The organism is Lentzea sp. NPDC036949 (assembly GCF_055608075.1).
On the sequence record NZ_JBVJRA010000005.1, the window covers coordinates 35,596 to 50,574 of the forward strand.

Annotated in this window: 13 protein-coding genes; 2 read left to right on the forward strand and 11 right to left on the reverse strand. The window is 70.4% G+C overall.

The window, feature by feature from the left end; all coding sequences use genetic code 11:
- Positions 1–59 precede the first annotated feature (59 nt).
- The 11 genes from ACZ7CD_RS15660 to pafA all read right to left on the reverse strand — a co-directional run bounded on the left by ACZ7CD_RS15660 (position 60) and on the right by pafA (position 12,698).
- The gene (locus ACZ7CD_RS15660; protein WP_360387363.1) at positions 60–2,807 is read right to left on the reverse strand and encodes a DEAD/DEAH box helicase; all 2,748 of its coding nucleotides are present in this window, start codon (positions 2,805–2,807) and stop codon (positions 60–62) included.
- Positions 2,808–3,002: 195 nt separating this feature from the next.
- Positions 3,003–4,847 (reverse strand): molecular chaperone HtpG, encoded by a 1,845-nt coding sequence (gene htpG / locus ACZ7CD_RS15665; protein ID WP_470379130.1) that lies wholly within the window; start codon positions 4,845–4,847, stop codon positions 3,003–3,005.
- A gap of 45 nt (positions 4,848–4,892) precedes the next feature.
- Positions 4,893–5,753 (reverse strand): diacylglycerol/lipid kinase family protein, encoded by an 861-nt coding sequence (locus tag ACZ7CD_RS15670; protein WP_458433281.1) that lies wholly within the window; start codon positions 5,751–5,753, stop codon positions 4,893–4,895.
- Positions 5,750–6,673 carry a twin-arginine translocase subunit TatC gene (gene tatC / locus ACZ7CD_RS15675; RefSeq protein ID WP_360388362.1) on the reverse strand — a complete coding sequence of 308 codons (924 nt, stop codon included), beginning with the start codon at positions 6,671–6,673 and terminating at the stop codon, positions 5,750–5,752. Before tatC ends, ACZ7CD_RS15670 begins: the two co-directional genes overlap by 4 nt.
- A 114-nt stretch (positions 6,674–6,787) precedes the next feature.
- Positions 6,788–7,114, reverse strand: a complete 327-nt coding sequence (gene tatA / locus ACZ7CD_RS15680; RefSeq protein ID WP_360387355.1) for a Sec-independent protein translocase subunit TatA — start codon at positions 7,112–7,114, stop codon at positions 6,788–6,790.
- Positions 7,107–7,379: a bacteriophage holin gene (locus tag ACZ7CD_RS15685; RefSeq protein ID WP_360387352.1), complete on the reverse strand. Its 273-nt coding sequence runs from the start codon at positions 7,377–7,379 to the stop codon at positions 7,107–7,109. Before ACZ7CD_RS15685 ends, tatA begins: the two co-directional genes overlap by 8 nt.
- 18 nt (positions 7,380–7,397) lie before the next feature.
- The gene (locus ACZ7CD_RS15690; protein ID WP_360387349.1) at positions 7,398–8,369 is read right to left on the reverse strand and encodes a helix-turn-helix transcriptional regulator; all 972 of its coding nucleotides are present in this window, start codon (positions 8,367–8,369) and stop codon (positions 7,398–7,400) included.
- Positions 8,366–9,331, reverse strand: a complete 966-nt coding sequence (locus ACZ7CD_RS15695; RefSeq protein ID WP_470379131.1) for a helix-turn-helix transcriptional regulator — start codon at positions 9,329–9,331, stop codon at positions 8,366–8,368. Before ACZ7CD_RS15695 ends, ACZ7CD_RS15690 begins: the two co-directional genes overlap by 4 nt.
- A 90-nt stretch (positions 9,332–9,421) precedes the next feature.
- Entirely contained in the window at positions 9,422–10,267 is an 846-nt protein-coding gene (locus ACZ7CD_RS15700; RefSeq protein WP_458433282.1) for an alpha/beta fold hydrolase, read from the reverse strand.
- A gap of 35 nt (positions 10,268–10,302) precedes the next feature.
- The gene (locus ACZ7CD_RS15705; RefSeq protein WP_360387342.1) at positions 10,303–11,307 is read right to left on the reverse strand and encodes a YCF48-related protein; all 1,005 of its coding nucleotides are present in this window, start codon (positions 11,305–11,307) and stop codon (positions 10,303–10,305) included.
- Positions 11,308–11,339: 32 nt separating this feature from the next.
- Positions 11,340–12,698, reverse strand: a complete 1,359-nt coding sequence (pafA, locus tag ACZ7CD_RS15710) for a Pup--protein ligase (protein WP_089955448.1) — start codon at positions 12,696–12,698, stop codon at positions 11,340–11,342.
- 116 nt (positions 12,699–12,814) lie between these two features.
- On the opposite strand from pafA, the gene ACZ7CD_RS15715 reads away from it, so the two are divergent.
- Positions 12,815–14,179: a phosphatase PAP2 family protein gene (locus ACZ7CD_RS15715; RefSeq protein ID WP_470379284.1), complete on the forward strand. Its 1,365-nt coding sequence runs from the start codon at positions 12,815–12,817 to the stop codon at positions 14,177–14,179.
- A gap of 40 nt (positions 14,180–14,219) precedes the next feature.
- Positions 14,220–14,975, forward strand: coding sequence for an IclR family transcriptional regulator (locus ACZ7CD_RS15720; protein WP_360387339.1), 756 nt, complete (start codon positions 14,220–14,222; stop codon positions 14,973–14,975).
- Positions 14,976–14,979 lie beyond the last annotated feature (4 nt).

Sequence of the window (14,979 nt, forward strand, 5' to 3'; positions counted from 1 at the left end):
CAACCACACCGTTGTGGTCAGTCTTCACTCCGACTCGCAAAACCTTTGTCAGGCGAACGTCACATCATCGCCACGACACCGCGCCGCAGCGCGTCGACCGCCTTCGAGGCGGCCGCCCCGACCGGGTCGCCCTTGCCGGACACGTCGCGGATCTGGTCGAGCAGGTCGATGACCTGCCGGCACCAGCGCACGAAGTCACCGGCGCCGAGCTCGTTGCCGCCCGCCTCCGCGGCGCTCAGCACCTTCTCCAGCGACTCGCCGCGCGCCCACCGGTACACCGGCCACGCGAAGCCGGGGTCCGGCTGGCGGGTGATGCGTTCGAGCTTGAGGCGGCGCTCGTCGTCCTCGATCTCCGCCCACAGCCGCACGGTCTTGAGCATCGCGTCCGCGACCGGGCCCTGCGGCAGCCGGGCCTCGACCGGACCGTCCCGCCGCGCCTCGTAGACCAGCGACGACACCACCGCCGCCAGCTCCTCTGGCTTGAGACCCTTCCACAGACCGTGGCGCAGGCACTCGGCGGCCAGCAGGTCCGACTCGCTGTAGAGCCTGGTCAGGCGCTTGCCGGCGGCCGTGACCTCGTCGACCTCGCTGAGGTAGCCGCGCTCGCGCAGCAACGCCCTGATCCGGTCGAACTGGCGGGCCAGCGAGTGCGTGGTCGCCGCGACCTTGCGCTCCAGCTGCTCGGTCTCGGCCAGCAGCCGGTGGTAGCGCTCCCCCCACCGGGCGTGGTCCTCGCGCTGGTCGCAGCCGTGGCACGGGTGCGCGCGCAGGGCCCGGCGCAGCGTCGCGAGCTCGGGGTCGTCGTCCGCGGTGGTCTTGCGGCGGCCGCGCGAGGGCACCGTGATGCCCGTGTTGCGGATCGTCGCGGCCAGGTCGCGCCGCGACTTCGGCGACCGCACGTCCACCTGCCTGGGCAGCCGCACGTGCCCCAGCACCTCGACCGGTGCCGGGAAGTCCGCCGACGTGAGCCGGCCCGACCAGCGGTCCTCGGTGACGACCAGCGGCCGCGCCTCGCCCAGCGGCTCGATGCCGGGGTCGATGACGACCGCGAGACCGGACCTGCGCCCCGACGGCACCGCGATCACATCGCCCTTGCGCAACGTCTCCAGCGACTTCGCCGTCTCGATCCGCCGCGCGTTCGTGTTCTGCTTCGCGAGCTGCTTCTCCCGGTCCGCGACCCGCCTGCGCAGCCCCGCGTACTCCGCGAAGTCGCCCAGGTGGCACGTCATGGACTCCGAGTAGCCCGCCAGCGCCTCCTTGTTGCGCTCGATCCGCCGCGCCAGGCCCACCACCGAGCGGTCGGCCTGGAACTGCGCGAACGACTGCTCCAGGATCTCGCGCGCGGCCGAGGCGCCCAGCTGCGACACCAGGTTGACGGCCATGTTGTAGCCGGGCCGGAACGACGAGCGCAGCGGGTACGTGCGCGTGGAGGCGAGCCCGCCGACCGCCTTCGGGTCGATGCCCGGCTGCCACACGACGACCGCGTGGCCCTCGACGTCGATGCCGCGGCGGCCCGCCCGGCCGGTCAGCTGCGTGTACTCGCCCGGCGTGAGGTCGACGTGCGCCTCGCCGTTGTACTTCACCAGCTTCTCGAGCACGACCGTGCGCGCCGGCATGTTGATGCCCAGCGCCAGCGTCTCGGTGGCGAACACGACCTTCACCAGGCCGCGGACGAACAGCTCCTCGACGGTCTCCTTGAACGCGGGCAGCAACCCGGCGTGGTGCGACGCGATGCCCCGCTCCAGCGCCTCCCGCCACTCCCAGAACCCGAGCACCATCAGGTCGGCCTCTGGCAGGTCGCGGGTCTTCTCGTCGATGATCCGGCGGACCTCCTCGGTCTCCTCCGGCGTGTTGAGCCGCAACCCGGCCCGCGCGGTCTGCGCGACCGCCGCGTCACACCCGGCCCGGCTGAACACGAACACGATCGCGGGCAGCAGGCTCGCGTTGTCGAGCCGTTGGATCATGTCGATGCGCGAGGGCGGCTTGAACCCGCTGCCGCGCGCCGGCCTGCCGGGACCACCGCCGCCACCGCGGTTGCGGCCGCGGCTGAACGGCACGTGGTAGCGCGCCAGCTCCTCGGTCTTGCGCAGCACCTGCGAGTTGATCCGCGCGTGCGTCTCGTCGCCCTCGAACAGGTCGAGCATCTGGTTGCCCACCAGCATGTGCTGCCACAGCGGCACCGGCCGGTGCTCGTCGACCACCACCGCCGTGTCGCCGCGCACCTCGACCAGCCACTCGCCGAACTCCTCGGCGTTGCTGACCGTCGCGGACAGGCCGACCACCTGCACGTGCTCCGGCAGGTGCAGGATGACCTCCTCCCACACCGGGCCGCGGAACCGGTCGGCGAGGTAGTGCACCTCGTCCATCACCACGTACGCGAGGCCGTCCAGAGTGGACGAACCCGAGTACAGCATGTTCCGCAGCACCTCCGTGGTCATCACCACGATCGGCGCGCCACCGTTGATGCTCGTGTCGCCCGTCAGCAGGCCGATGTTCTTCGCGCCGTAGCGCGCCGTGAGGTCGGCGAACTTCTGGTTCGACAGCGCCTTGATCGGGGTGGTGTAGAAGCACTTGCGGCCCTCGGTCAGCGCGAGGTGCACCGCGAACTCGCCCACGACGGTCTTGCCGGCACCGGTCGGGGCGCAGACGAGCACTCCGTGACCGTCCTCGAGGGCCTCGCAGGCCTGGCGCTGGAACGGGTCCAGCTCGAAGGAGATGACGGAGCCGAAGTCGGTCAGCTTGGGCCGCTGAGCGTTACGCCGTGACTGGGCGTAGGCCTCGGCCGGGGACCGCGAAGCACGTGACACCCCTCCAGGCTGTCACACACCACCGACAATTGCCGCCGAGATAGATTAACTTCAGCCCTCACTGAACCCATAAACCCCACTCCCCTCGCCAAGCCCACCGCAGTTCTTCCTGTCACGCGGGGGCCCCGCGTTCCCCTGTGGGTAACGCGGGGCCCCCGCGTGCGCCAGGAGAGTACGAAAGCTCCCCGCGTGCACTCAGAACGTGCGCTGGACGCGGTCGGCCACCAGCTTCACGAAGCGAGACGGGTCGGCCAGCTCGCCGCCCTCGGCCAGCAGGGCCAGGCCGTGCAGCAGCTCGGCCGTGTCGGTCAGCGAGTCGCGTTCACCCGCGGCGAACGCCCGGTGCAGGCCCTCGACCAGCGGGTGGGACGGGTTCAGCTCCAGGATCCGCTTGATCTTCGGCAGCTCCTGCCCCATCGCCTTGTACATCTTCTCCAGCGTGGGCGTGATGTCGTGCGCGTCGCCGACCACGCACGCCGGCGAGGTCGTGAGGCGCGAGGAGAGCCGGACCTCCTTGACGCTGACCTCCAGCAGGCCCTGCAGCCACGTGAGCAGGTCGCCGAACTCCTCGGCCTTGGCCGCGGCCGCCGACTTCTCCTCCTCCGTCTCCAGGTCCACCTGGCCCTTGGCGACGGACTGGAACGGCTTGCCGTCGAAGGAGGGCACCGACTCCGGCCACATCTCGTCGATGCCGTCGGTGAGGATCAGCACCTCGTAGCCCTTGGCGCGCAACGCCTCCATGTGCGGCGAGTGCTCCACGGCGGCGCGGGACTCACCGTTCATGTAGTAGATGTGCTCCTGGCCCTCCTTCATCCGCGACACGTAGTCGGCGAGCGTGGTGGGCGCGTCGGCCGAGTGCGTGGACGCGAACGAGCAGATCTCCAGGATCGCGTCGCGGTTGTCGGCGTCGGCGAGCAGGCCCTCCTTGAGCGCCGCGCCGACCTCGCCCCACAGCTTGGCGTAGTCGTCGGGGCGGTTGCCCTGCAACGCCTTGATCGAGGACAGCACCTTCTTCACGAGCCGGCGGCGCATCAGCTGGATCTGGCGGTCCTGCTGCAGGATCTCCCGCGAGACGTTCAGCGACAGGTCCGCCGCGTCGACGACGCCCTTCACGAACCGCAGGTACTCGGGCATGAGCTCGCGGCAGTCGTCCATGATGAAGACGCGCTTGACGTAGAGCTGCACACCGCGCCTGGCGTCGCGCATGAACAGGTCCATCGGGGCCTGCGCGGGCAGGAACAGCAGCGCCTGGTACTCGAACGTGCCCTCCGCCTGCATGCGGATGGTCTCGAGCGGCGCGTTCCAGTCGTGGCTGATGTGCCGGTAGAACTCGGCGTACTCCTCCTCGGTCACCTCGGAGGCCGGGCGCGCCCACAGCGCCTTGCGGGAGTTGATCTCCTCACCGCCCAGGCGCACCGGCCAGGTGATGAAGTCGGAGTAGCGCTTGACGATCTCGCGGATCTTCGCCGGCTCGGTGTAGTCCGGCAGCTGGTCCTCGTCGTCGGACGGCTTCAGGTGCAACGTGACGGAGGTGCCCTGCGGCGCGTCGTCGACCTCGTCGATCGTGTAGGTGCTCTCGCCGGTCGACTCCCAGCGCACGCCCTTCTCGGCGTGCGGGTGCTTCGTCACCAGCGTGACCTTGTCGGCCACCATGAACGACGAGTAGAAGCCGATGCCGAACTGGCCGATCAGGTCCGAGGCGTTGCCGGACTGCTGTTCCTTGAGCTTGCCCAGGAACTCGGCGGTGCCGGACTTCGCGATCGTGCCGATCAACCGGACGACGTCCTCGCGCGTCATGCCGATGCCGTTGTCGCGCACGGTCAGCGTGCGCTCGGCGGGATCGGACTCGATGACGATGTGCAGGTCGTCGGTGTCGGCGACCATGTCCTTGTCGCGGAAGGACTCCAGCCGGAGCTTGTCCAGCGCGTCCGAGGCGTTCGACACCAGCTCGCGCAGGAACGTGTCCTTGTTCGAGTAGATCGAGTGGATCATCAGCTGCAGCAGCTGGCGAGCCTCGCTCTGGAACTCCAGGGTTTCCATACATCCCTACCGAAAAGATCAAAGCGGACCGAACAGCCCTATAAGTTAGCGACCCACGACGGTGAGCGCGTCAGGAACCGTCCGAACGGAGATGGGCAACGCCTCTTGACGCTCGCCGTCGGCGTACGCGACCCAGCCGTTGCCCCCGGCCAACGAGACCTCACGGGCGCGGAACGTGCGCACCGCCGGATGGTCGGTGTGCCGGCCCGTGCGCAACGTGGGCAGCATCCGCACCAGCATCGAGCGGCTCGCGCGTTCCACGACGGTCACGTCGAACAAGCCGTCGGCGGCGTCGGCGTCGGGGCACACCGGGATGCCGCCGCCGTAGTTCGGCGTGTTGCCCACCGCGACCAGCGTCGCGTCCAGCGAGAACGTCTCGGACTCGGTCGTGACCAGCAGCGGAGCCGACCGCAGTGACGCGAGCTCGGCCAGCACGGCGAGGTCGTAGCGGCGCGGGCCGGCGGGCCAGCGCATCACGTTCGCCCGCTCGTTCACCGCGGAGTCGAAGCCCGCGCACAGGACCGTGGCGAACCACTGGCCGGTGGACAGCCGACCGAGGTCGAGGGTCTTCTTCGTGCCGTGGACGACGTCCTCGACCGACCGGGACCCGATGGCGTTGGCCAGGTCGTTGCCGGTGCCCGCCGGGACGATCCCCAGTGCCGTGGACGTGCCCGCGCACGCCTGGATGCCCAGGTGGGCGGCACCGTCACCGCCCAGCACGACCAGCAGGTCGACGCCGTCGGCGACGGCTTGGCGCGCCAGCGCGAGCGTGCCCCCGGCGTCGTGGGCGACGAGCTGGCGCAGCTCGGAGACGTGCGGCCGCAACGCGGCGGCGGTAGACCCGGCGATCCGGGCCGCCCGCCCCTTGCCCGACGCGGGGCAGACCAGCAGGGCCGCCCGCGTCACGTGGCGTCGTCGTAGTTCACGCGCTTCGCGGGTTCCGAAGCGACCGCCTTCTGCCCGGCGCCCTTGTCGTCGGCGTCGTTGCCGTCGGCGTCGGACGGCGTGTAGTGGAACGGCGCCGCCTCGTTGTCGTCCAGCGCGTCCCAGCCGTCGGCCGCGCGCAGCCTGGCGGCGCGCCGGTCGTGAATCCTGGCGATCTGGATGGCCATCTCGAACAGCAGCGACAACGCGATCGCCAGCGCGATCATCGAGATCGGGTCGGTGCCCGGCGTCGCGATCGCGGCGAACACGAACAGGCCCATGAGCAGGCCGCGCCGCCACTTCGAGAGCGCCTCGTAGGTGATCACGCCCGCCCGGTTCAGCATCACGACCACGAGCGGCAGCTCGAAGCTGACGCCGAAGATGAAGAGCATCGTGATGATGAACGAGATGTACTTCTCACCGGTCAGCGCGGTGATGAAGTTGTCGCCACCGAAGCTGATCAGCACCTGCAGGCCCTGCGGCACGACCCAGTACGCGAGCACCGCGCCCGCCGCGAACAGCACAGCGGCGAACGAGACGAAGGTGCGCGCGAAGTTGCGCTCCTTCGCGTACAGGCCGGGCGTGATGAACGCCCAGAACTGGTAGAGCCAGAACGGGCTGAGCAGCACCGCACCCGCCGCCGCACCGACCTTGAGCCGGATCATGAAGACCTCGAACGGCTCGGTCTGCAGCAGCTTGCAGCCCTCCTCGCCGGGGAACTTGACCCGGTAGGGCTCGAGGTCGGGCTGGCAGTAGGGGCCGGTCATGATCTCGCCCAGCGACGGGACCGGCCCCAGCCGCACGTCGAACCAGATCCAGCCGAAGATGGCACCGATCGCGATGATCAGCATCGCCAGGCCGAGCCGGTGCCTCAGCTCGTACAGGTGATCCTTGAGCGACATGGTGCCGTCGGCGTTGGCTCGACGGCGCTTGGCGCGTTCCCGGCGCTCCGCGAACCACCGGAACGGACTTGCCACCTCGGTGACCGTCCTTACGAAGTCGGAGACCGGGGGAGGTCAGTTGATGTTGTTGGCCTTGTTCTGCGCGGTCTGCTCGATCGGGGGCGCCACCTGCGGCTGCTGCACGACGGGCTGAACGGGCTGAACGGGCTGCTGCACCTGCGGCTGGGCCGGCGGCAGCTGCTGGACGGGCTGCTGCACCACGGGCTGCTGCTGGACCGGCGTGTCGTCCGCGTCCTGGTCGCGCAGGCCCTTGGTCTCCGCCTTGAAGATCTTGGCCGACTTGCCGAGCGAACGGGCCATGTCGGGAAGCTTCTTCGCACCGAACAGCAGAATGATCACCACTGCGATGATGATCAGCTCGGTGGGTCCGAGGTTACCCATTGGTGATCCTCCTGTCTCCCCCGCCACGACGATCGTACGCGGGGTCGTCCCTGGTGGGGACCTGTTCCGTGCGCCGCCGCTCGGCGAGGGCCACCTTCAGCGCTGCTGATCGCGCCTTGAGCAGGCCCACTCCGTCGCCGACCCTGTCCCCCACCAGAGTGCGGGCACTGGCGAATCGACGCAAGGATCGGAGGACCAGCCTGCCGATCACGACGAGCACGATCAGGCCGAGGACGAGCAGCGCCAGGGTCGGTGTGTACGGCACGACCCCACGTTATACGGCTCAGGTGGACAGCAGGTGATCTGCCCGGCGCAATGCCTCCTCTGCCCGCCGGACCACCTCGGCCGCGAGCTCCGGCGGCTGTTCGACGTGCACGTCACCGCCCAGCCCGAGGAGCAGGCGAACCATCCACGACGGGTCGTCGTAGCGCATGAGGACACGCGTGCGGCCGTCGGAGATCTCCGCCGCGTGGTCCACCGGGTAGTACTCCGCCACCCAGTGCGCGTCCGGTTCGAGCAGGAGGACCGCGATCTTCTGGTTGTCCCTCGGCTGGAACAACCCCTCCGATGTGTCGGTGTGCTTGGCGTGCGGCGGTGGCACGCTCGCCTCGTCCAGGACCTCGACCCCGTCGATGCGGTCGAGCCGGAACAACCGCACGCCGAGCGCGGACCGGCACCACGCTTCGAGGTAGCCGCGGCCTTCCAGCAGCAACAGGCGCATCGGATCGACCACGCGGTCGCTCATCGCGTCGTGCGACTGCGAGTAGTAACGGATGCGCACGGCCCGTTCGCGCTTCACGGCGTCCTGCACGGCCGCGCGGATCTCGGCGGTCTCCTCGCGCTCGAACGCCGCGAGCCCCACGACCATGCCCGCGGGCTGAGCCTTGCCGACCGCCGACTCGATCTTGGCCAGCGCCCGCTGCACGGCGTCGGTGTCGACGACGCCCGGGGTGTCCGCGAGCGCCCGCAGCGCCACGAGCAGCGACGACGCCTCCGCCGCGGTGAGCCGCAGCGGCCGGTTCATGCCCGCGTCGAAGCTGACGGTGATCGTCTCGCCCTCGAAGCTGAGGTCGATGAGGTCGCCGGGGCCGTAGCCGGGCAGGCCGCACATCCACAGCAGCTCGAGGTCCTTGCGCAGCTGCTTCGGGGTGATCCCGAAGTCGGCGGCGGCCTCCTTGACGGTGATCGCCGGCCGGTTGAGCAGGTACGGCACGAGTGCGAGCAGCCGCGGCAGCCGTTCGTTGGACGCGGTCACCGCGCTCCCTCCAGTGCACCCTGCAGCCGGTCGCGGACGCTCTTGGCGAGCACCTCGGGTTCCAGCACGACGACGTCGGGCCCGAACCCGGCCAGCCACTTGGCCGCCGAGTCGGGGAACTTCAGGTCGATCTCGACGACGTCGCCGCCGTCGCGGTGCTCCACGACCTTCGCGTGCCTGCGCACGCCCTGCGCCCTGCCCTTCGCGACCCAGATCCTGGCCGGCGCCGTCTCGTGCGGGTCGGCCTGGGTGCGGGCGATGAGGCTCATCAGGTCGGTGCCCTCCGGCACGGTGAACGCGCCGGGCCTGCCGACGGTCCTGACCTGCCCGACCACCCGTGACAGGCGGAAGCAGCGGGTGTCGCGGCGTTCGCGGTCCCAGCCGACGAGGTACCACTTGCCGCGCCACGCGACCACGCCCCACGGTTCGACCGTGCGCTCCTTCTGCCCGCCCGGCGGTGGCTTGCGGTAGTCGAACGCGACGGCCTGCCCCGCCTGCACCGCCTGCAACAGCGGCGGGAACGCGGGCTCGTTGGCCCTGACCTTGGGCTCGACGGCCGCGGGCGCGTCCTGGTCGACGTCCACACCGGCCGCGCGCAGCTTGATCAGCGCACCGTGCACGGCACCCGTGAGCTGCGGTGAGTCCCACAGCCGTGCGGCCAGCGCGACGGCGGCGGCCTCGTCGGGTTCGAGGTCGATGTCGCCGAGCTCGTAGTCGCGGCGCGCGATCCGGTAGCCGTCCTCCGCGCCCTCGACGTTCGACTGGCGGCCCACCTCCAGCGGCACGCCCAGGTCCCGCAGCTCGGACTTGTCGCGTTCGAACATGCGGAAGAACGCCTCGTCCGTCGGCGCTTCGTGATAGCCGGGGACGATGGCGCGGATGCGCTCCGCTGTCAGGTAGTGGCGGGTCGACAGCAGGCACAGCACCAGGTTGACAAGGCGTTCGGCGCGTGCGATGGCCACGGCAGTAACCCTAACCTCGCACGTGCTGAAACCTAATCACCACCTGTCGTGAACGGTCCGTTCAGCGCACTGCGCGCGTTGACCCGCACGTCACAGCAGTGTGCGCAACTCTCTTACGAGCTCGTCCGGCGCTTCCTCGGCCACGTGGTGCCCGGAGTCGATGGGCCGCACACGGACGTCGTCGGCCCATTCGCTCCAGATGCCCGGCAGGTCGTCGTATAGGTCGCCCAGGTCGTCCTTGGTCGACCACAGCGCGAGCACCGGGCACGCGATCTTGCGCCCGTTGGCGAGGTCCTCGTCGTCGTGCGCGCGGTCGACCTCCAGCCCGGCCCGGTAGTCGCCGCACATGGCGTGCACGGTGTCGCGGTCGTTGATCGCGCGCTGGTAGTCCGCCCAGTTCTCGACCCCCATGGCCGCGGGCGTGTCCCGGTACCGCCCGCCGTACCAGAGGCCGGGGTCCTGGCTGATCATCGCGGCCGCGATGTCCTGCTGCGCGAGGAAGAACCAGTGGTACCAGGCCTGCGCGAACCGCGCGTCGCACCGCGCCAGGTGCGCCCCGACCGGCAGCCCGTCGAGCACCGCGAGCCGCGTGACCCGTTCGGGGTGGTCGAGCGCGAGCCGGATGGCCGCGGCCGCACCCCGGTCGTGCCCGACGACGGCGAACCGCTCGTGGCCGAGCTCGCGCATGAGCCGCACGAAGTCGCGGGCCATCGCCCGCTTCGAGTAGTCGCCGGGCTTGCTGGACTCGCCGTAGCCGCGCAGGTCCGGGCACACCACGGTGTGGTCGGCCGCGAGCTGCGGCGCGACCCGGTGCCACGTCGTGTGCGTGCGAGGGTGGCCGTGCAGCAGGAGGACCGGCGGCCCTGCACCACCGGTCCTCACCCGCAGCACTGCCTCGCCGACATCGATGCGGCGCAACGAGAATCCCTCGAACACGCGCCCTGGTTACCCCACCGCACCGCAAGCGGAAACTAGTTCCGCCCCACCCGTCCCTTCTCCCCCGCGGCCCAGCAGGCCCCGCCGACGCAGTCGACCGTGTCGAAGCTGCCCGCGTCGGCCACCCGCCAGCTCTTCCCGTCCCCGGACACGTCCGTCCCCGACGGACCGACCGCGACGAGCCCGTTGCCCCGGTAGGCGATCCCGGACCGGTACCCGACCGGAGCCGTCGTCCCGGCCTTCCAGCCGCGTCCGTCGTTGGTGGCGAACGCCGGCGTCGGATCCGTCGGCTTGAGGTAGTCGCCGCCGATCGCCACGCCCCGCCACGGCGTCTTGAACGCCACCGCGAACACCCCGGCCGCCTCCCCCGCCGGCAGCGGCACCTCATCCGCTCGCCACGACCTGCCGCCGTCGCGCGACTCCAGCACCCGTGCCTGCGCACCGCCGCCGGTGGCGATCCAGGCGTGGTTGCCCGCCGTCGTCACGCACTGCCCGGACGCGGCGAACGCGAACTCGCCCGGCAATGCGTCCGGCATGCCCTTGGGGTCGTTGACGTGCCACGACCGGCCGCCGTCCCACGTCCTGAGGACCCGGAACTTCCCGTCCACCGGGTCGCTCAACGCCAGCCCGCGGAACCGGTCGAAGAACGCCATGCAGTCGTAGAACGCCTTGGGGTCGGTGTTGCGGAACTCCTCCTGCCACGTCTTGCCGCCGTCGCTCGTGCGGTAGATCCGCGACGTCTCCCCTTCACCGATCGACAACGCCACCGCGGTGCGCGCGTCGAAGGCCTCGATGTCGCGGAAGTCCAGCGCGGCGGTGCCCGGCGGCGCGACGGACTCCCACGTCCGCCCGCCGTTCGTGGTGCGCAGGACGGTGCCCTTCGACCCGCTGACCCACGCGACCTGGCCGTTCACGGCGGACAGGCCGCGCAGCCGCGCGTCGGTGCCGGTGGGGGTCAGCTCCCAGTAGGGGTCCGGGGCCGCTGCCGCGACCCCGGGCAGGAGCAGAAAAGCAGCGAGTGCCGCCGCGATGATCCTCATGCGACGGCACTCTGCCAGTTCTCACAACGCTGCTAAAGCGACGAGATGAGCCTTTCCACCCGCTCGTCCACCGCGCGGAACGGGTCCTTGCACAGCACGGTCCGCTGCGCCTGGTCGTTCAGCTTCAGGTGCACCCAGTCCACGGTGAAGTCACGTCCGGCGGCCTGCGCCGCGGCGATGAAGTCGCCGCGCAGCTTCGCGCGGGTGGTCTGCGGCGGGGTGTCCTTCGCGGCCTCGATCTCGCCGTCGTCGGTCACGCGTTCGACCTGGCCCTTGCGCTGGAGCAGGTCGAAGACGCCGCGGCCGCGCCGGATGTCGTGGTAGGCGAGGTCGAGCTGGGCGATGCGGGGGTTGGACAGGTCCATGTCGTGCTTGGCCATGTACCGCTCCATCAGGCGGTTCTTGATGGCCCAGTCGATCTCGCGGTCGATCTTGGAGAGGTCCTGCGACTCGACGGCGTCGAGGGTGCGGCCCCACAGTTCGAGGACGCGCTGCGCCATCGGGTCGGGAGAGCGCTTGGCGACGTGCTCGACGGCCTTCTCGTAGTACTCGCGCTGGATGTCGAGCGCGGAGGCCTCCTTGCCGCCGGCCAGGCGGACGGTGCGGCGGCCGGTCAGGTCGTGGGAGATCTCGCGGATGGCGCGGATCGGGTTGTCCAGGGAGAAGTCGCGGAACTGGACGCCCTGCTCGATCATCTCCAGCACCAGGTTGGCGCTGCCGACCTTGAGCAGCGTGGTGACCTCGGACATGTTCGAGTCGCCGACGATGACGTGCAGGCGCCGGTAGCGCTCGGCGTCGGCGTGCGGCTCGTCGCGGGTGTTGATGATCGGGCGGGACCGCGTGGTCGCGGACGACACGCCCTCCCAGATGTGCTCGGCGCGCTGCGAGAGGCAGTACACGGCGCCGCGCGGGGTCTGCAGGACCTTGCCGGCGCCGCAGATCAGCTGGCGGGTGACCAGGAACGGCAGCAGCACGTCCGCGATGCGGGAGAACTCGCCGGCCCGTGCGACCAGGTAGTTCTCGTGGCAGCCGTAGGAGTTGCCCGCCGAGTCGGTGTTGTTCTTGAACAGGAAGATGTCGCCGCCGATGCCCTCGTCGGCGAGCCTGCGCTCGGCGTCGACGAGCAGGTCCTCGAGGATCCGCTCCCCCGCCTTGTCGTGCGTGACGAGCTGGGCCAGGTCGTCGCACTCGGCCGTGGCGTACTCGGGGTGCGAGCCGACGTCGAGGTAGAGCCGGGAGCCGTTGCGCAGGAAGACGTTGGACGAACGCCCCCAGGACACGACCCGGCGGAACAAGTACCGCGCGACCTCGTCCGGGGACAGTCGACGCTGCCCGTGGAAGGTGCAGGTCACCCCGAACTCTGTCTCAATGCCGAAGATCCGCCGCTGCATCCCTCAACAGTAGGCGACGCGCAGGCGGAGGTGGGTGATCCGTTCGGGCGGCACGCCGGTTGCGGTTTAGTGTCAACAGCGTGTGGAAACGGGTCAGCGCTCTCGACAAGAAGCTCATGAGCTCCTCGGCCGGACTGCCTCCGAGCAGGCTCGACAGGGGTTTGAAGAGGCTTTCCAAAGCCGCGAACCACAGCCTGCTGTGGTTCGTCGTCGCGGGGATCCTGGCCACGGGCAAAGGGCCGCTCCGGCGTGGCGCGTTGCGCGGTCTCGCGGCCATCGCCGGCGCCTCTGCCAGCGCGAACTTGGTCGGGAAGTCACTTTTTCCGCGTCGCAGACCCGCCGCTGACCTGATCTCGTTCGAACGCCGCCTGGCCAAACGGCCGACGTCGTCGTCCTTTCCTTCCGGACACTCCGCGTCGGCGGCCGCTTTCGCCACCGCGGTGGCCCTGGAATCGCCCAAAGCAGGCGCGGTGGTGGCTCCGATCGCGGCGGCCGTGGCCTATTCACGCGTCCACACCGGCGTGCATTGGCCGACCGACGTCGTGGCCGGTGCGGCGGTCGGCGTGGGGGCCGCGTACCTGACGCGCCGCTGGTGGCCGCTCGGGATGAACGAGCCCGCGTCGGCCTACGAGCACGCCGACCTGACGTCGTTGCAGGAGGGCGACGGGCTGGTCGTCGTGGTCAACCCGCACTCGGGGGTCGGCCCCGACCCGACGCCGCAGATCACGGAGGAGTGGCCGAAGGCGCGGATCGTGGCGGTCGAGGAGCTCGACGACCTGCCGGGCGCCAAGGCGCTGGGCGTGGCCGGGGGCGACGGGACGGTGGCCGCCGTGGCCGCGGTCGCCGCCGAGCGCGACCTGCCGATGGTGCTCATCCCCTCCGGCACGCTCAACCACTTCGCCCGCGACGTGGGCATCACCGGGCTGCACGACACGGCGCAGGCGGTGGCCGACGGCGTGGGCGTGCGGGTCGACCTGGCGCAGGTCAACGGCCAGTGGTTCGTGAACACGGCCTCGCTGGGTGGTTACCCGGACATGGTGCGGATCCGCGAGAAGACGGAGAAGCGCTGGGGCAAGTGGCCCGCGGCCGGCATGGCGCTGTTCCGCGTGCTGCAACGGGCCAAGCCGCTCGACATCACCATCAACGGCGAGGACCACCTCGTCTGGCTGCTGTTCGTGGGCAACGGCCCGTACCGGCCGAAGGGCTTCGCGCCCACGATGCGCCCGCGGCTGGACGACGGGCTGCTCGACGTCCGCTACGTCCGCGCGGACCGGAAGTACTCGCGGACCAGGTTCTTCCTGGGCGCCCTGCTCGGGGCGTTGGAGCACTCGCGCGTGTACAAGCACTTCGAGGTGGCGTCGTTGACCGTCGAGGTGCACGGCGCGCCCATCTCGATCGCGACGGACGGCGAGGTGCGCGAGCGGGCCAACCACTTCGAGTTCCGCTCACGTCCGGCCGCACTGGGCATCTACCGCCCCTGATGTTCGACATTGTCGAACGCCCGCAGGTAGAGTGGGGTGCGTGCCCGGACCCATCCAGTCCATCCAGCGCGCGGCGGAGGTCCTCAAGCTGCTCGCCCACGGCGGCGCGCACCAGCTGAGCGTCGCCGAGATCTCGCGCGCGCTGGACCTCGCGAAACCGACGGTGCACGGCATCCTGCGGACGTTGCACGAGGTCGGGTTCGTCGAGCAGGAGGTCGAGGGCGGCAAGTACCGCCTGGGGGCCGCGCTGTTCCAGATCGGCACCTCCTACCTCGACGGCAACGAGCTGCGCGCCAAGGCGCTGAACTGGTCGGACACGCTGGCGATGCGAGCGCGCGAGGCGGTGCGCATCGGCGTGCCGCACGGCAGGCACGTGCTGGTCGTGCACCACGTGTTCCGCCCGGACAACAGCCGGCAGGCGCTCGACACCGGTGCGTTGCTGCCGTGGCACGCGACGGCGCTGGGCAAGGCGCTGGTGGCCTTCGGCGAGCGGCCGGAGGGCGAGCTGCAGCGGTTCACCCGGCACACGCTGGACGAGGAGGCGCTGTCCGCGGCCCTGGAGCTGGTCCGCGACCGCGACTGGGCCTACGACCTGCACGAACTGGTCGAGGGCGAGGCGTCGGTGGCGGCCCCGATCCGTGACCGGCGCGGGGTGGTCGTCGGCGCGATCGGCGTGTCGGGGCCGGTGGAGCGGCTGTGCGAGTCGCCTGACCAGCCACCCCGCCTGGAGCTCGTGTCCTACGTACGTGAGGCAGCTCGCAGCGTGTCCAGGGAGCTGGGTGGCCTCTCCTGGTAGTACT